General features: G+C 70.6%; 14 protein-coding genes. 5 read left to right on the forward strand and 9 right to left on the reverse strand.

What is annotated here, in order from left to right; all coding sequences use genetic code 11:
• Positions 1–9: 9 nt before the first annotated feature.
• The 3 genes from pth to BLQ76_RS05165 form a co-directional block, all read right to left on the reverse strand.
• Positions 10–726 carry an aminoacyl-tRNA hydrolase gene (gene pth / locus BLQ76_RS05155; RefSeq protein ID WP_090670006.1) on the reverse strand — a complete coding sequence of 239 codons (717 nt, stop codon included), beginning with the start codon at positions 724–726 and terminating at the stop codon, positions 10–12.
• Positions 727–787: 61 nt separating this feature from the next.
• Positions 788–1,450: a 50S ribosomal protein L25/general stress protein Ctc gene (locus BLQ76_RS05160; RefSeq protein ID WP_090670009.1), complete on the reverse strand. Its 663-nt coding sequence runs from the start codon at positions 1,448–1,450 to the stop codon at positions 788–790.
• Between the two features lie 178 nt (positions 1,451–1,628).
• Positions 1,629–3,647 carry an AI-2E family transporter gene (locus tag BLQ76_RS05165; RefSeq protein WP_244519485.1) on the reverse strand — a complete coding sequence of 673 codons (2,019 nt, stop codon included), beginning with the start codon at positions 3,645–3,647 and terminating at the stop codon, positions 1,629–1,631.
• A gap of 239 nt (positions 3,648–3,886) precedes the next feature.
• Here BLQ76_RS05165 and BLQ76_RS21970 point away from each other — a divergent pair, with 239 nt between their 5' ends.
• Positions 3,887–4,054, forward strand: a complete 168-nt coding sequence (locus BLQ76_RS21970; protein WP_170842483.1) for a hypothetical protein — start codon at positions 3,887–3,889, stop codon at positions 4,052–4,054.
• A 107-nt stretch (positions 4,055–4,161) separates the two neighbouring features.
• Here the strand turns inward: BLQ76_RS21970 and BLQ76_RS05170 are convergent, their stop codons facing one another.
• The 5 genes from BLQ76_RS05170 to BLQ76_RS05190 form a co-directional block, all read right to left on the reverse strand.
• Positions 4,162–5,772, reverse strand: coding sequence for a tripartite tricarboxylate transporter permease (locus BLQ76_RS05170; RefSeq protein ID WP_090670011.1), 1,611 nt, complete (start codon positions 5,770–5,772; stop codon positions 4,162–4,164).
• A 96-nt stretch (positions 5,773–5,868) separates the two neighbouring features.
• Positions 5,869–6,354 (reverse strand): tripartite tricarboxylate transporter TctB family protein, encoded by a 486-nt coding sequence (locus BLQ76_RS05175; RefSeq protein ID WP_090670012.1) that lies wholly within the window; start codon positions 6,352–6,354, stop codon positions 5,869–5,871.
• Complete coding sequence (locus BLQ76_RS05180; protein WP_090670015.1) at positions 6,351–7,304, reverse strand: Bug family tripartite tricarboxylate transporter substrate binding protein; 954 nt, start codon at positions 7,302–7,304, stop codon at positions 6,351–6,353. Before BLQ76_RS05180 ends, BLQ76_RS05175 begins: the two co-directional genes overlap by 4 nt.
• Before the next feature lie 212 nt (positions 7,305–7,516).
• Complete coding sequence (locus BLQ76_RS05185; protein WP_090670018.1) at positions 7,517–10,009, reverse strand: sensor histidine kinase; 2,493 nt, start codon at positions 10,007–10,009, stop codon at positions 7,517–7,519.
• A complete protein-coding gene (locus tag BLQ76_RS05190; RefSeq protein ID WP_090670021.1) occupies positions 10,006–10,680 on the reverse strand; it encodes a response regulator transcription factor in 675 nt (224 codons plus the stop codon). Before BLQ76_RS05190 ends, BLQ76_RS05185 begins: the two co-directional genes overlap by 4 nt.
• A gap of 177 nt (positions 10,681–10,857) precedes the next feature.
• On the opposite strand from BLQ76_RS05190, the gene BLQ76_RS05195 reads away from it, so the two are divergent.
• The 4 genes from BLQ76_RS05195 to BLQ76_RS05210 all read left to right on the forward strand — a co-directional run bounded on the left by BLQ76_RS05195 (position 10,858) and on the right by BLQ76_RS05210 (position 16,358).
• Complete coding sequence (locus tag BLQ76_RS05195) at positions 10,858–12,189, forward strand: NAD(P)H-dependent oxidoreductase (protein WP_090670024.1); 1,332 nt, start codon at positions 10,858–10,860, stop codon at positions 12,187–12,189.
• Between the two features lie 176 nt (positions 12,190–12,365).
• Complete coding sequence (gene tkt / locus BLQ76_RS05200; protein ID WP_090670028.1) at positions 12,366–14,456, forward strand: transketolase; 2,091 nt, start codon at positions 12,366–12,368, stop codon at positions 14,454–14,456.
• Between the two features lie 76 nt (positions 14,457–14,532).
• Positions 14,533–15,510, forward strand: coding sequence for a phosphogluconate dehydrogenase (NAD(+)-dependent, decarboxylating) (gene gnd / locus BLQ76_RS05205; RefSeq protein ID WP_090670031.1), 978 nt, complete (start codon positions 14,533–14,535; stop codon positions 15,508–15,510).
• On the forward strand, positions 15,510–16,358 hold the full coding sequence (locus BLQ76_RS05210; RefSeq protein ID WP_090670034.1) for a Cof-type HAD-IIB family hydrolase: 849 nt from the start codon (positions 15,510–15,512) through the stop codon (positions 16,356–16,358). The genes gnd and BLQ76_RS05210 overlap by 1 nt, the downstream gene beginning before the upstream one ends.
• Here BLQ76_RS05210 and BLQ76_RS05215 read toward each other — a convergent pair.
• Positions 16,291–17,055: a CHASE3 domain-containing protein gene (locus BLQ76_RS05215; RefSeq protein ID WP_090670037.1), complete on the reverse strand. Its 765-nt coding sequence runs from the start codon at positions 17,053–17,055 to the stop codon at positions 16,291–16,293. The two genes, BLQ76_RS05210 and BLQ76_RS05215, sit on opposite strands and share 68 nt — an antisense overlap.
• Between the last annotated feature and the right edge of the window lie 176 nt (positions 17,056–17,231).

The raw sequence follows: 17,231 nt of genomic DNA on the forward strand, positions 1-17,231 counted from the left end.
CGAGACGCGTCAGTCCTGACCGAAGAGGCGCTTCAACATGCCCGCCATGGGGCCCGTCGCGGGAAGGGCGGGCTTGGCGCCGCGCGCCTGGCGGATGTGGCTCTGGGCGCGGGCCTTCGGCGGGGCCGACGAGCCCTTGGCGCCCTCCGGCTCGGCCGAGGCGCCGGTGTCGAGTGCGACGCGGTTCATGAACTGGGCGTCCTCGCCTGCAACCAGCGCGCCGAGATGCTGGACCACCGAGCGCAGGAGGTCGTCGAGCCAGGCCTGGTCGCTTTTCGCGAAGTCGCCGAGCACATGGCCCGTGACGCGCTCCTTGGAGCCGGGATGGCCGATGCCGAGGCGCACGCGCCGGTAGTCCCGACCCAGATGCTGGTCGATCGAGCGCAGGCCGTTGTGGCCGCCCGCGCCGCCGCCGGTCTTCACGCGCACCTTGCCGGGGGGCAAATCGAGCTCGTCGTGGAAGACCACGACATCGGACACCGGAATCTTGCGGAAGCTGGCCGCCGCCTGAACCGAGCGGCCGCTGTCGTTCATGAAGGTCTGGGGCTTCAGGAGAAGGACGCGCCGACCGGCGACCTCGCCCTCGCTCGTCTCGCCCTGGAACTTCTTGGTCCATGGCGTGAAGCCGGGCAGGCGCTGGATCTCGTCGAGCGCCATGAAGCCGATGTTGTGGCGGTGACCGCGATACTCGGGGCCCGGATTGCCAAGGCCGACCAAGAGAAGCATGGGGTGCCGCCTCCTCGCGATGACGGGCGGGCGGAAGGGGATCCGCCCGCCGCGCGTTGGATCAGTTGCCGGCCTTCGGCTCGTCCTCGGCGGTCGCGTCGGTCTGCTCGATGACCTCGGTCTCGGGCGTCTCGGCGTCGAGCTCGTCGACTTCCTCGGCCATCGGCGGAACGATCGTGGCGACCACGAAGTCCTCGTCCGATGTCAGCTTGACGCCGCGCGGAAGCTTGAGGTCGGACGCATGCACCGCGCCGCCGATCTCGAGGCCCGTGAGGTCCACCGTGAAGCCGTCCGGAATCGACTGCGCCGGGCACTCGATCTCGATGTCGTGGTGCACGACGTTGAGCACGCCGTCGTTGCTCTTGATGCCGGGCGCCGCGTCCTCGTTCTCGAAGTGAACGGGCACGCGCACCGTCACCACCGTGCGGTCCGAGACGCGCAGGTAGTCGACGTGGGTCAGCGTGTCCTTGACGACATCGAGCTGATAGTCCTTCGGCAGCACCTTGATCTGCCGGCCGCCGACGTCGATCGTGGCGATCGTGGTCAGGAAGCCGCCGCCGTGCAGGCGAAGGAAGGTCTCCTTGTAGGGGACCGAGATGGGCAGGGGCTCCTGCTTGTCGCCGTAGATGACGGCGGGTACGCGACCGTTGCGGCGCAGGTGTCTGGCGGCCCCCTTGCCGACCTTCTCGCGCGCCTCGGCCTTGACCGTGTAGCTCTCGCTCATGGCGAAGTCCTCGTGTGTTTGGATACGGAGCGGTCGTCCCGGCGAGGCCGAAACGACGAAAAGCGGCGCTCGACCGAGCCCGCTTCCCGCCCGCGCTGCCTCCAAGGGTGTCCGCGACGGGCTGCGCGGCCTATAGCGCAAGCGCGCCAAACGGGCAAGGCTGGGTTCCGGGCTCCCGTCAGGCGGGCACGGGCGCGGCGGCCTCCACCCTTGTCGCCTCTTCCGGAGGCGCCTTGCGCTTGGGTTCCTCGCGCACGGGAACGCTCGGCCTGCCCTTCGAGAGTTCCAGCGCGGCGGCGAGCGCGGAGTTCAGCGTCGTCACCAGCGCATCCGCATGGACCCGCCGCTTGAGGTCCTGCAGCATGGCGGGATCGCGCTGCCGCCAGATGCCCACCATGATGCGGGCCTTGGGCGCGACGCGATGAACCTGTCGCACGGCCTGGCGCAGATGAACCGTCGACAGCGGCTCGATGAACGACAGGCAGACGAGGGCGACGTCCTGCGCATCCTCGCGCGAGGGCGGGTTTCTGCGCATCTCGGCGAGCGACACGTGCCGTGTTCCCAGCCCATGCCGATTGAGCACCTGGGCGAGCATCGCGGTCACCGCCTCGTCCAGCGCGTTGGCGCCCGACAGGCAGATCACGGGCGTCTCGCCCTGCCATTCGGGCGCCAGATCCTCGCGCCGCTGGACGATGCGCGTCGCCGCCTGGTCGGGACCGGCGGCATCGACGGCAGCGGCCGCCTCCGCCGTCAGATGCTTGGCGGCTCCCGCGCGCCGACGGGCGGACACGCCTGCCACGCCGACGCCCTTGAGGCTGTCGACCAGCCGCAGCGTCGAGGCGCGCAGCGTGTCCAGCCGGTCCTCCTTCACCGCGAAACGCGCGACATCCTCGTGGGCGATGCGCAATCCCTCCAGCGCGACCTCGTCGTAGTAGGTGGCGAGCTCACGCTCGCGCAGGAACTCGCGCGCCTGTTCGGCGGCCTCCTCGGGGGCGCCCGCCAGCATGCGCTGGTAAAAGATCTGCGGCGGCATCAGCGCAGGCCGGTCGCCCAGCATGACGTCGATGAACTCCAGACGCGGCACGTGGCGGCCCAGCACCACGAGGCAGATCGTGAGCGGGGTGGCGAGGATCAGGCCGACCGCACCCCACAAAAGGGTCCAGACGGTCGCGGCCAGGAGGATCGCCACGGGCGAGAGGCCCGTGGAGTGGCCGTAGAGAACGGGCTCGACGACGTTCGACAGGAGCGCCTCGGCGCCAATGTAGAGGATTGCCGTCCAGATGATCATGGACCAGCCGGGATCCACCGCGAAGGCGAGCAGCATCGGGAGCCCTGCGCCCACGAAGCCGCCGACATAGGGGATGAAGCGCAGGACGCCGCCGAGGATGCCCCAGAGGATCGGCGAGGGGACGCCGAGAAACCAGAGGCCGGTCGCGGTCACGACGCCGAACAGGGCGTTGACGCCCAGCTGGAACAAGAGGAGTCGCGACAGGCGATGGGCCGCGTCGTCGATCGCAGCCGTCGTCTGCTGGAGGTCGTCGGTTCCCGCCAGGCGGATGAAACGGTTCCGCAGATCCTCCTTCTGGAGGAGAATGAAGATCGCGAAAACGATCACGATGCCGAAGGTCGCGAGCGGGCTGAGGAGCGGCGTGATCACGGTTGTCGCCGTGGACAGGATCGAGTCCTGGTTCTGGACCACGACCGGAATGGGCTGGGGGGCTGCCTGCACTGCGGGCGCGGCGCCGGCCGCCGCGCTTGTCGCGGGAGCTCCCAGGTTCTGAAAGTCCTCGGCCATGCCCTCCAGCGACCGGACGGCCCGGCTCCAGGGACCGTCGCCGCTCGCCTGCGCCGACTGCGAGAGCGCCTCGATCTTCTGTTGCACCGTGATGCGGTAGGTCGGGATCTCTCCGACCAGCGCACTGATCTGCATCGCGATCGCAAAACCAAGCGCAAGGATCAGGGCCGTGGCCGTCACCATCGCGATGCTGACCGCGAGAATGCGCGGCACGCGGCGCTTCTGCAGGGCGATGACGATCGGCGCCAGGATGAAGGACAGGAGAATGCCCAGCGCGAAGGGCACGAAGATCTCGCGCCCGAGATACAGGATCGAGCCTACCGTCAGGATCAGGACGCTGACCGCCAGCGCGGTGAACAGCGGCAGGGCGCGACGCAGCATCTGCGAGGTGACGATATCCAAGAACGGGCTCCGCGACGGGCTGGCGCAAGATCAATTGCGGCCAACGGTCATCCGTTGGTTCGGTTCCCGAAACCGTGATCGATGCTCCAATCGAACCGCAGACCACTCGCGGCGCTGCGGCGGCGCGTTATGCGATCCGCGCATGGCTGCCGGGCGATTCCACCGTCTGCAACTTCCGGCCGCGCAAGACCATCTTGGGGTGGACGACGAGACGAACACTTGAACCCTGGAGAACTTCGATGACCGCCCGCAACCGCACCCTTGGCAGCCGCGTCCGCGCCCTGACCGACCTGTTCGGCGCAGCGGCCGCTTGCGCCGCCGCTGCGGAAGCCGGTCGCCGCCCGAGCCGCGATGCCCTGAAGCGCGTCGGCATCGACGCCGACAAGTACTACGGCATCCAGCGCTAAAGCCTGACGGCCCGGTACGCCGGGTCGGTAGGGAGCCAGGATACAGAAGGGGCGGTCCGCATCCGGCGGGCCGCCCCTTTTCGCATGGCTCGTTTCGAACGCGATCGTCAGTCTTCGTCGGACGCCATGGCCGCCAGCACGTTGCCGCGGCCGCGCAGGCGCAGGATCATCGGCACGACCAGCGCCAGAAGCGCGATCGTGAGAAGCGCCAGCGCCAGCGGCGAGGTCACGAGCACGCTCGGATCGCCCTGGCTGATGGCGAGCGCGCGGCGCAGCTGCTGCTCGGCCATGGGGCCGAGGATCAGGCCCACCACCACCGGGGCGATCGGGTAGCCGAAGCGGCGCAGCATGTAGCCGAGCAGGCCGAAGGCCAGAAGCATGCCGAGCTCGACGGCCGAGGGGTTCGCGCCGATACAGCCGAGCGTCGCGAAGACCAGGATGCCGGCGTAGAGCCAGGGACGCGGGATCGTCAGCAGGCGCACCCAGAGCCCGACCAGCGGCAGGTTCAGGACCACCAGCATCAGGTTGGCGACCAGAAGGCTGGCGACGAGGCCCCAGACGAGCTGCGGCGAGGTGACGAACAGGAGCGGTCCCGGCTGGAGGCCGAACTGCTGGAAGGCGGCGAGCATGATGGCCGCGGTCGCGGAGGTCGGCAGACCGAGCGTCAGGAGCGGCACCAGCGTGCCAGCGGCCGACGCGTTGTTGGCGGCCTCGGGACCCGCCACGCCTTCGATCGCGCCGTTGCCGAACTCCTCGGGGTGCTTGGTCAGGCTCTTTTCCATGGAGTAGGAGAGGAAGGTGCCGATCTCGGCGCCGCCGGCCGGCATGGCGCCGATCGGGAAGCCCACCGCGGTGCCCCGCAGCCAGGGTTTCCAGGACCGGCGCCAGTCCTCCTTCGTCATCCAGAGCGAGCCCTTCACGGCCTCAATCGTGTCGGGCGTGCGCGAGGCGGTGGCCGCGACCACCAGCGCCTCGCCGATCGCGAACAGAGCGACCGCCAGCGTCGTCACCTCGATGCCGTCGAGAAGGTTGGCCGAGAGCGCGCCGAGGCCGGACGCCAGGCTCGCCCACAGGCCGGCGAGCGAGGAGGCGGGATCGCCGGCCCAGTCGCGCAGGGTCTGAAGAAGCGGGTTGAAGGTGAGGCGCGCCTGGCCGGTCTGAAGGTCGATGCCGACGAGCCCGAGCGTCAGGCCGAGCGCGAGCGAGGTGAGGCCGCGCAGCGCCGAGTCGCCGAAGGCCGCCGAGACCGTGACGAAGGCGAGGATCATCAGCGCGAAATATTCCGCCGGGCCGAACGAGAGCGCGAAGCGCACGATCACGGGGGCGAGGAAGGCCAGTCCCAGCGTCGCGATCAGACCCGCCACGAAGGAACCGATCGCGGCGGTCGCCAGCGCCGGTCCGCCGCGGCCCTTGCGGGCCATCTTGTTGCCCTCCAGCGCCGTGATGATCGAGGCCGATTCGCCCGGCGTGTTCAGGAGGATCGAGGTCGTCGATCCGCCGTACATGCCGCCGTAGTAGATGCCCGCGAACATGATCAGCGAGCCCGTGGCGTCGAGCTGGTAGGTGACCGGCAGAAGGAGCGCGACGGTCAGCGCCGGGCCGATGCCCGGCAGGACGCCGACGGCCGTGCCGAGCGTCACGCCGATCAGGGCGTAGAGGAGGTAGGCGGGCTGGAGGGCGGTGAGGAGCCCCTGGCCCAGAAGGGCGAACGTATCCATCGGCGGGTCCCGTCGCGGCGGCCGTCTGGTGCCGGGCGGGACCCGGCGGCGGCGTTCAGGCGTGGTGGAGGCTCCGGCCGGCGCCGGGGCCGCAGGTCAGGTGAAGAGTTGCTCGAGCGGGCCGGCCGGCAGGGCCAGGCGCAGAACCTGCGTGAACAGGAGCCAGATCGCGAGCGAGAAGAGGATGCCCGCAGGCAACGAGATCCAGAGCTTCCGCTTGCCGAAGGCGCGTGCGGTGAGCGCGAACAGGATGCCGGTGGCGATCGAGAAGCCGGCGGGGTGCAGCAGGAGGAGCTGCAACGCCAGGCCCGCCACGATCCAGACCACGGGGGCTGTGTCGCTCGGCTCGCGCTCGGGAAAACGGCCGCGCCAGGCCGAGATCATCGTCCACACGGAGAGGATCACGAGAAAGGCGCCGATCACCGTCGGGAAGGTCGCAGGGCCGATGCGGGCGTAGGCGCCGCCGCGCACGCTCTGGGCATCCAGGAGCACGAGCGCGCCGAGGATGCCGAGCGCCACCCCGATCAGAAGCGCCGCCCGGTCGGGGCGGCGCTCGTCTTGCGTGGAGACCGGATGGGTCACTGAACCAGACCGATCGCGGTGAGGACCTCCTTGGTGTCGGCGATGTTCTTCTTCAGCTCGGTCTGGAAGGCGTCGCCGGCCAGGAACGTGTTCTGCCAGTTGTTGCGCTCGAGCACGGCCTTCCACTCGGGCGAGTTCGACATCTTCTCCATGTCGGCGGTGATCTGCGCCTTCTGCTCGTCCGAGATGCCCGGAGCGGCGGCGACCATGCGCCAGTTCTGCAGCGTCATGTCGAGGCCGGCTTCCTTGAGGGTCGGCGCCTCGGAGCCCGGAACGCGCGTTTCGCCGGTGGTGGCGAGAAGGCGCAGCGTTCCGGCCTTCACCTGGGATTCGAACTCGCCGTAGCCGGAAATGCCGGCGGCGACCTGCTGGCCGAGGATCGCGGCCAGCGCCTCGCCGCCACCCGAGAAGGCGATATAGTTGATGAGCTTGGGGTCGACGCCCGCGGTCTGCGCCAGAAGGCCGGCCGCGATATGGTCGGTGCCGCCCGCCGAGCCGCCGGCGATCGCCACCGCGCCGGGATCGGCCTTCATGGCGTTCACGAGATCGGCGATGGTCTGGTAGGGCGAGGAGGCCGGGACGACGATCGCCTCGTCCTCGCCGGTGAGGCGCGCGATCGGGGTCACCTGGTCGAGGGTCACGGGCGAGCGGTTGGTGAGGATGGCGCCCACCATGACGTAGCCGCCGACGAGCAGCGAGTCGGGCTTGCCGGACTTCGAGGACACGAACTGGGCGAGGCCGATCGTGCCGCCGGCGCCCGGGACGTTCACGACCTGGACGTTGCCGGCGATCTTGGCATCCTGAAGCGTCGCCTGCATGGCGCGGGCGGTCTGGTCCCAGCCGCCGCCGGGCGAGGCGGGCGCGATGATCTCGTAGGACGGGGTCTGCGCGAAGGCCACGGCCGACGACAGGCATGCGGCCACGAGGCCACCCCAGAATGCAGTCTTCATGTCAGTAGTCCTCCCTGGTGCGCCGGGGCGCTTCGACCGGGCGCCGGCATGGTCTGGAAGGGGCCTGGAGGTGAAAGACGAGAGGCCGGCACAAGAAGCGGACCCACCGTTGCCGGATGCCGATGGCATGCGCGGCCGAGCCCTCCCAAGCCCCCGGTCGGTCGGCAAGCTATCCCGCCTTCCTGTCAAAAACCTGTCACGCCCCTGATCGGTCAGGGAGCCACCATGGCACGTCCCGCGGACTCGGGCGAGACGATCTCGCGCCATGTCTCCAGAAACCGGTCGCGGCGCTGCCGGTCGAGCCCGACCAGGAGCGAGGGGCCGAGCGCGATCGGCTGCACCGCGCCCCGCCCGAGCGCGGTGATGCGCTCCGCCGTCCAGGGGCCTTCGGTGCCTGCAACCACCGAGCCGAGCGCCGCCGGGCCGGCCAGGATGCGCTGGCCGGCGGGCGAGAAGGCGAAGTCGACGAAGCTTTCGGCCAGGTCCGCCCGTCGGGCATCCCGGGGCACGAGCAGCGAGCGGCTGAGCACGAGGACGTAGTCGTCCGGCACCGCGATGCCGATGCGCGCGCCCGCCGCCTGGCGCGCGAAGGCGTAGGATCCGAGCACGTTGTAGCCGATCGCGATCTCGCCGCTCTCGATCCGGTCGAGGATCTCGGGGCTCGCGCCGCTGACGCGCGCGCCCACGCGGCCGAAGGCGCTGGCCAGGCGCCAGAAGTACGAGGAGATCGCCGCATCCTGCGAGGCGAGCATGTAGCCGACGCCCGAGCGCGCGACGTCGTAGGTCGCGATGCGCCCGGCAAAGCGCGGGCCCTCGGTTTCCAGGAGTTCGGCGAGCGCCAGGTGCGTGCGCGGCACCTCGGCCGGCGACACGAGATCGGGATTGTAGACGATCACGGCGGGCTCGAAGCTGACGCCGAAGACCGACGAGCGCCACTGCGCCCATTCCGGCAGGAGAACGGCGTGCGGGGGCGACAGGCGCCGTGCGAAACCGTCGTTGACGAGCTTGACCTGGAGGTCGGAGGCCGAGCTCATCACGAGATCGGGCACGGGCGTCCGTCCTGCCACGAGCTCCTCGAAGATCGGCCGGGTCTCGTCCTCCACGTAGTCCACCGAAACGTCGGGTCGCGTCTCCTGGAAGCCGCGCACGAGGGCGGAGAAGAGCGCCGTGTCGGTGGCGCCCAGAATCGACAGGCGCGTGGTTTGCGAGCCGTCGGGCGCGGGATAGGCGGTGGCGGTGCGCGCGAGCGCGGGCGACGCCAGAAGAAGCGCCGCGAGAACCAGGACAACCGTTGCAAGGCCCGGCGCGCGTGCCGGGCGGGCCGGAACGGGCGCGGCCCGCAGCGGCAGGGCGAGGCGCACGCGCAACCCGCCGCCCGCGCGATCCTCCAGCCGCACCTCGCCGCCCTGCGCCTGCGCGACGCGCCGCACGATCGCAAGCCCGAGGCCCGACCCATGACGCCCGCCCGACGTGGTGCCGCGCCGGAACCGCTCGAACACGGCCTCCTTTTCCTCGTCCGGAACGCCCGGTCCCCGGTCGAGGACGTCGATCTCCAGCTGCTCGCCGATGGCGGCGGCCGTGATCAGCACCGCTCCGTCGCTGTAGCGAAGCGCGTTGTCGACGAGGTTGCGCAGCATCTCCCGCAGCGCCACGCGGTCCGACCCGATGCCGATCCCCATCAGCTCGGGCGCGATGTCCAGCGCGACGCGGTCCTCGCTCGCGGGGTCGAGCCGGCCGATCACCTCGTCGACGATCTGCGCGAGCGAGGTCGGCTCGCTCGGCCGCACCTCCAGGCGATGGGTGATGGTGGCGTCCATCAGGAGTTGCGAGACGAGGTCGCTTGCCTGCACGGCCCCGTCGTGGATGCGGGCGACCTGGGCGCGCAGAAGCGCCGCGTCCCGCTCGCCGCGCGCCATCTCGGCCTGGGCGCGCAGCGAGGCCAGGGGCGTGCGCACCTGATGCGCGGCGTCGGCCACGAGTCCCTCCAGGCGTTCGCGCGCCGAGGCGAGACGCCCCATGAAGCCGTTCAGCGCCAGCACGAGCTGACGCACCTCCTGGGGAACCGGCAGGTCGATCGGAGCCAGCTGGTCGGGCTCGCGGCCGCGCAGGTGCGCCTCGAGGACGTTGAGCGGAGCGAAGGCCCGGCCGATGCCGAACCAGAGAAGCGCGAGCGCCAGAAGCGTCATCGCCGCCACCGGCAGGAGCGCGCGGTTCCGGATCTCGGCGGCGAGCGCGGCCCGCTCCACCGCGGTCTCGGCCACGCGGATCGTCACCCATCCCGTGCCGCCAGCCGTGGACACGAGCCGGCCGACGGTCGCGATGCGCACGCGCTCGCCCCCGAACCGGCCGTCCGCGAAGACCGGATCGGAGTCGCCGGCCGGCGCGAGGCCCGCCGACAGGTCCGGATAGCCGGTGACGTTACGCCCGTCGGGGGCGTCCACCGCGTAGAAGACGCGATCCTCGCCCGAGAACATCGCGAACGAGGCGAGCGGCAGCTCCACGGTGACGCCGCCGCCCTCGATCTGGACGGCGCCCGCGATCGTGAGCGCCGAGGCCGCCAGAAGGCGGTCGAACGCGCGGTCGGAGGCGCGCTCGGCATAGTCGCGGATAAAGGCGACCAGAAGCAGCGCGGCCAGGAGAAGCAGCGCGGACGCCGCCACGAGGATGCGGCGGCGGATCGAGACGGGACGCGGAGGGAGCCTCATGTCGCCGGCGGCACCCGCGCGACGTAGCCGGTGCCGCGCACGGTCACGATCTCGACGCGCGAGCCCTCCAGCTTGCGGCGAAGGCGTGAGACGTAGAGTTCCAGCGCGTTGGTCGAGACCGGCTCGTCGAACGAGAAGAGTTGCGTCATCAGGCTCTCCTTCTGCACCACGACGCCGGGCCGCGACAGAAGGATCTCGAGCAGGCGGAACTCGCGTCGGCCGAGATCCACCGTCGCCTCGCCGACCCGCACGAGCCGCCCTGCCGCGTCGAGGCTGAGGTCGCCGAAGCGCGCGAGGCTGGTCGTCTGCCCCGCCTGCCGGCGCAGAAGCGCGCGCAGCCGCGCGTCGAGCTCGCGCAGGTCGAAGGGCTTCACGAGGTAGTCGTCGGCGCCCTGGTCGAGGAGGCTGATCTTGTCGTCGATCTCGGAGCGGGCCGTGACCACGAGAACCGGGGTGCCGACGCGCTCGCGCCGCATCTGCGCGATCACCGACAAGCCGTCGCGGCCGGGCAGCGTCAGGTCGAGGATCACCGCGTCGAACGGCTCCAGCGACAGCGCCTCCCAGGCGTCCTCGCCCGTGCGGACCCATTCCACGGAATGGCCCGAGACCCGAAGGTGGTGGTTCACCGCCTCGCCCAGGCCCTCGTTGTCCTCCACCAGGAGCATGCGCATGCGCCGGCCGTCTCTCGCCCCGGCCCGCGCCGGCATCTGCGGCGCAGACTAGAGCCACCGCGGCAAATTCTCAAACGCGCCGCGACCACGGCGAGCCTTGGTTGCCGCCTATGGGTCCCCGCGGCTATGCGTCTGGCGCGGCCCGCTCGCGGAGCGGGCGCCACGGGAGAAGACGGAATGCACGAGATCGCGCGGGTCGGACTGGCGGCGGAACTGGTGGCCCATGCGGAGCGGAGCGGACCGGTCACGATCGGCGTGGCGGGCGCGGGCCAGATGGGCACCGATCTCATGGTGCAGCTGCGCCTCATGCCGGGCGTGCGGCTCGGCGCGCTCTCGACCTCGCGCCCCGACCATGCCGAGGCGGTGCTCGCCTTCGCCGGCTACGGGCCGGACGAATCGGTGCGCGTGCGCGACACGGACGGCGTGAACCGGGCGATCGAGACGGGCCGGGTCGCGATCGTGGAGGATTTCCGCACCTTCTGCGCGGCGGGCCGCGTCGATGCGGTGATCGACGCCACCGGATCCCCCAGCGTCGGAACGGTGCTGGCGCTGGAGGCGATCCGCTATGGGCGCCATGTCGTGATGATGAACGTCGAGGCCGACATCACGATCGGTCGCCATCTGGCGGCCGAGGCGCGGGCGGCGGGCGTCGTCTACACGGGGGCGGCCGGCGACGAGCCGCACGCGACGCTGGAGCTGATCGGCCTCGCCCAGTCTCTCGGCCTCGAGATCGTGGCGGCCGGCAAGGGCAAGAACAACGCGCTCGACTTCTCGGCCGTGCCCGCCGACTACGAGGCCGAGGCCGCGCGCCGCAACATGAACGCCCGCATGCTGGTGGAGTTCGTGGACGGCACCAAGACCATGGTCGAGATGGTGGCGATCGCCAACGCCACCGGGCTCGTGCCCGACAAGCCGGGCATGCACGGTCCGAACGCCACGATCGACGACCTCGCGCAGGTCCTGTGCACCAAGGCCGACGGCGGCATCCTCTCGCGCTCGGGCGTCGTCGACTACACGATCGGCCGGGGCGTCGCGCCCGGCGTCTTCTGCATCGTGAAGCCGAAGCATCCGCGCGTCCTGGAGCGCATTGCCGACCTCAAGGTCGGGCCCGGCCCCTGCTTCGCGCTGATCCGGCCCTTCCACCTGACCTCGCTCGAGGTGCCGCTCTCGGCGGTCCACGCCGTGATGCGCGGCGTGCCGCACATGGAGCCGCTGGACCGCCCCGTCGCCGAATGCGCGGCGGTGGCCAAGCGCGACCTTGCGCCCGGCGAGCGCCTGGGGCGCATCGGCGAAACCGAGTATCGCGGCTTCGCCATGACCTGGGAGGACGCGCGCGCGGCGCAAGCGCTGCCGATCGGCCTGGCCGAGGGCGGACGCGTCACGCAGCCGATTCGCGCGGGCGAAAAGCTGACCTATGCGAACTGCGCGCCGGACGAGACGCAGGAGGTCACGCGCATCCGCCGGCTTCTGGACGCGGCGGACGGGCGTTTTCTCGGCCGCGCCGCCTGAGCGGCGCGTCTCCGGCGCTTGCGGCGCGGGAGCCACCCATGCTTTCACGCGCGCGGCCCCATCGACTTGGGCGCCGGGCGCCCCACCCTTGAGGGCACATCTGCGACGGACCCCATCGGCTGCGCCACTTCCGTGCCGGCTTGCTGGGCTCCTTTGACGCGAAAGGACATGGCCGCATGAGCGCGATCCGATCGACCACCGAGCCCGGCGGCGGCAACGACATGGCCCAGGCCGCGATCGACACGATCCGCACCCTGTCCATGGACGCCGTCCTGAAGGCCCATTCCGGCCACGTGGGCGCGCCGCTCGGCCTCGCCCCCGTCGCCTACACGGTCTGGACCGAGTTCCTGCGCACGGATCCGGCCCAGCCCGACTGGCCGAACCGGGACCGCTTCGTCCTGTCGGTCGGCCACGGCTCGATGCTGCTCTACTCGGTGCTGCATCTCGCCGGCATCGAGGAGATCGACGCCGATGGAAACAAGACCGGCAAGCCCGCCGTCTCGCTCGACGATATCAAGCAGTTCCGCCAGCTGTCCTCGAAGACCCCGGGGCATCCCGAGTACCGGATGACCACCGGCGTCGAGACCACCACCGGTCCGCTCGGCCAGGGCTGCGGCAACTCGGTCGGCATGGCGCTCGCCGAGCGCTATCTCGCCGCCCGCTACAACAAGCCGGAAGCCACGATCTTCGACCACGATGTGATCGTCCTGTGCGGCGACGGCGACATGATGGAGGGCGTCTCCTCCGAGGCCGCCTCGCTCGCCGGCCACCTGAAGCTCTCGAATCTCTGCTGGATCTACGACAACAACCGCGTCTCGATCGAGGGCCACACCGACCTCGCCTTCTCCGAGGACGTAGCCGAGCGCTTCCGCGCCTACGGCTGGAAGACGCTGCACGTCTCCGACGGCAACGACCTCGATGCCATCCGCAAGGCGGTGGCCGAGTTCCGACAAACCGACGACCGCCCGACGCTGATCGTCGTCGACACGATCATCGGCTACGGCCTCCAAAAGCAGCAGGGCACCGCCAAGGCGCACGGCGAGGCGTTCAACGCCGAGGACGTGGTGGGCGCCAAGAAGTTCTACGGCTGGCCCGAGAACGAAAGCTTCCTGGTGCCGGACGGCGTCCAGGAGGGCTTCCGCGCCGCGGTCGAGGAGCGCGGGCGCGCCGCCCGCGAGAAGTGGGAGGCCGACTTCGAGCGCTACCGCGCGGCCCATCCCGCGCTCGCCGCCGAGGTCGACGCCATGCGTCGCGGCAAGCTGATCGAGGGCTGGGACGAGGCGATCCCGACCTTCGAGGCCGACGCCAAGGGCGTGGCCTCGCGCGATGCGGGCGGCAAGGTGCTGAACGCGATCGCCTCCACCGTGCCCTATCTGGTGGGCGGCTCGGCCGATCTCGCCCCGTCCAACAAGACGATGATCAACGGCGACGTCGGCTCGTTCGGCGCCGACAACTACGGCGGCCGGAACCTTCATTTCGGCATCCGCGAGCACGCCATGGGCGCGATCGCGAACGGCATGGCGCTGACCTACCTCAAGGCCTACGCCTCCACCTTCCTCGTGTTCTCCGACTACATGCGCGCGCCCGTGCGCCTGTCGGCGATCATGGAGCTGCCGGTGATCTGGGTGTTCACCCATGACTCGATCGGCGTCGGCGAGGATGGTCCCACGCACCAGCCCATCGAGCAGATGATGAGCCTGCGCGCCATTCCGGGCCTCAACACCATCCGCCCGGCGGACGCCAACGAGACGGCGGAAGCCTGGCGCGTGGCGATGGAGCAGACCCACGAGCCGGCGGCCCTGATCCTGTCGCGCCAGCCGTTGCCGACGCTCGACCGCTCGAAGTATGCGGCGGCCTCCGGTCTCAAGCGCGGCGCCTACATCCTGGCGGGTTCGGCGAACGAGCGCCCGGACGTGATCCTGATCGGCACGGGCTCGGAGATCTCGCTCTGCGTCGAGGCGCACGAGAAGCTCCTGGCCGAAGGCGTGAAGTCGCGCGTCGTGTCCATGCCCTCCTGGCACCTCTTCGAGAAGCAGGATCAGGCGTATCGCGACGAGGTCCTGCCGCCCGACGTCATGGCGCGCGTGGCGGTGGAGCAGGGCGGCTCGCTCGGCTGGGACCGCTACAGCGGCGCCAAGGGTGCCAAGGTCGTCATGACGACCTTCGGCGCGTCGGCCCCGATCGCCAAGCTGCAGGAGAAGTTCGGCTTCACGGTCGACAACGTCCTGAAACTCGCCCGCGAACAGTTGGCCGCGGGCCGCTCCTAAGACATCCACCACCCGGCCGGCGCCCCTTCGAGGGCGCCGGTTGCTTTCCACGACTGCCATCGCAAGGACCTCCCCCATGCAGATCGCGATCATCGGCCTCGGCCGGATGGGCGGCAACATCGCACGCCGCCTGATGAGCCACGGGCACGAGTGCCTGGTTTACGACCGGTCCGCCGAGACCGTTTCGGCGCTGAGCGGCGAAGGCGCCCGGGGCGCCGGCTCGCTGGAGGAACTGGCATCCGGCTTCTCGGGACGCCGCGTCTTCTGGGTCATGCTGCCGGCGGGCGAGCCGACCGAGACCGCGATCCGGGATCTCGCCGGCCTCGCCTCGGAAGGCGACGTCATCATCGATGGCGGCAACACCTTCTACAAGGACGACATCCGCCGCGCGAAGGAGCTGTCCGAAAAGGGCATCCACTACATCGACGTGGGGACCTCGGGCGGCGTGTGGGGGCTGGAGCGCGGCTACTGCATGATGATCGGCGGACCCGACGCGACGGTGCGCGAACTCGACCCGATCTTCGACGCGCTCGCGCCCGGCGCCGGCGACATCGAGCGCACGCGCGGACGCCACGCCGAGGACACGCGCGCCGAGCGCGGCTACATCCACGCGGGTCCGGCGGGTGCCGGCCACTTCGTGAAGATGGTCCACAACGGCATCGAGTACGGCCTCATGCAGGCCTATGCCGAGGGCTTCGATATCCTGAAGACCAAGAACTCGCATCTCCTGCCCGAGGACGAGCGCTTCGACCTGAACCTTCCCGACATCGCGGAGGTCTGGCGTCGCGGTTCGGTGATCTCGTCCTGGCTCCTCGACCTCACCGCGATCGCCCTGGCGGGCGACCGGAACCTCGACCATTTCTCGGGTAACGTCGCCGACTCGGGCGAGGGCCGCTGGACGCTGGAGGCCGCCATGGAGGAGGCCGTGCCGGTGAACGTCCTGTCGGCCGCCCTTTATGCCCGCTATCGCTCGCGCCAGATGGCGACCTTCGGCGACAAGATGCTGTCGGCCATGCGCTACGGCTTCGGCGGGCACGTCGAGATCCCGCAATAATGACGCCGGAACCCCGCCGCCCGGAGCCGAGCCGCGAGGAACTGGCCGCCGTCCGCCTCGTCGTGTCCGACATCGACGGCACGCTGGTGCGCGACGACAAGTCCCTGAGCGAGGCCACGCTTCGGGCCGTGCGCCGGGCGGAAGCGGCGGGCATCCTCTTCACGCTGATCAGCGCGCGGCCGGCGAGCGGCCTGGGCGAACTCGTGGAGCGGCTCGGCATCGAGACGGCGGTCGGCGCCTTCAACGGCGGCACGCTGTTCCGCCCGGGCGGCGAGGTGATCGAGGCCCACCGGCTGGACGAGGCGGCCGCGCGCCGCACCGTCGAGATGCTGGACGAGGCCGGCGTTCCGGTCTGGCTGTTCGCCGACGGACGATGGCTGACGCGCGGCCAGCCGACGCCCTACGACGACCGCGAGCGCCGCGCCGCCCGGCTCGACCCGAGCGTCGTTCCCGACTTCGCGCCCTTTCTCGCACGCGCCGACAAGGTCGTCGGCGTGTCGGAGCGCTTCGATCTCGTGGCCGGGCTGGAAGCCTCCGTCGGCGCCGCGCTCGGGGCGGCGGCCAACGTGATCCGATCGCAGCACTACTTCCTGGACGTCACCGCGCCCGCCGCCAACAAGGGCGACGGCGTCAGCTTCCTGGCGCGCGCCGCCGGCGTCGACCTCGCCCACACGGCCGCGATCGGCGACATGGCGAACGACGTGCCGATGCTGCGCCGAGCCGGGATCGGTGTCGCGATGGGTCAGGCGCCGGACGCGGTGCGTGCGGCCGCGCGCCTCGTCACCACCACAAACCAGGACGACGGCGTCGCGCGCTTCCTTGATCGGCTCGTCGAAGCGCGAGGCTAGAGGACGCGAGAGCCGGCGGAGCCCCCTCCTGCGCGTCCCGCCGGCGCTCGCGCCGCGCCAGATAGATCTCGACGCCGGCCCGCGTCAGAAACGAGGCGAGGGCGATCGCGACCGCCACCCAGCGGATGCGCCGCTCGTCCCGGTCGACCTCGCTCTGCCGCTCGGCCAGCAGCGTGGTCTCGCCGCGCGTGATCTCGCCGATCACGGCGCGGATGCGGTCCATCGTGGCGCGCTCCATCATGGCGATCTCGCGATCGCGCGCGGCCTGGAACCCTTGTGTGTCGTGGAGCGCGATGGAGTCCTTGAGCTCCGCCAGCTTCGTGTCCACCAGCGTGTCGAGCGCGGTCACGCGCGCGACCTGCGCGGCGTTGTCGGAAATGTGCGAGCGCAGCTCGCCGCGCAGGCGCCACAAGCGTCCCAGCGCCTTGTCGTAGGGTTCGAGATAACGCCGGTCGCCGCTGAGGAGGTATCCGCGCTGGCCCGTTTCCGCATCGTCGAGCCCGATCAGGACGTCCTTGGTGTTGTCGATCGCCTGGAAGGTATGGACAACCAGATCCTGGTGGTCGGCGAGCAGCCGGTGCGTCCAGCCCGTGGCGAGCACGCCCGCCGCGATCACGACACCGACCGGGATCGAGCGCAGGAGAACGGGCGTCGTCAGGGTGTTCCGGCGCAGGGCCCGCCACGACCAGTCCACCATCTCGCCCGTCCGCTCCCGTGATCCGCCGCCGGCCGCCCCGCGCGCCAGCCCCGGCGCATCTAAGGCGCGGCCTCGCGAGCGCCATGCCCTCGCTCGCCAAGCCTTGCCGTATCATATAAGGACATCCTTATATGTCTCGGACGGCTGCCCGCCGGGACGCCGGTCAGCCTTGCGAG

This window comes from Aureimonas jatrophae, assembly GCF_900104035.1.
GTDB lineage: Bacteria > Pseudomonadota > Alphaproteobacteria > Rhizobiales > Rhizobiaceae > Aureimonas > Aureimonas jatrophae.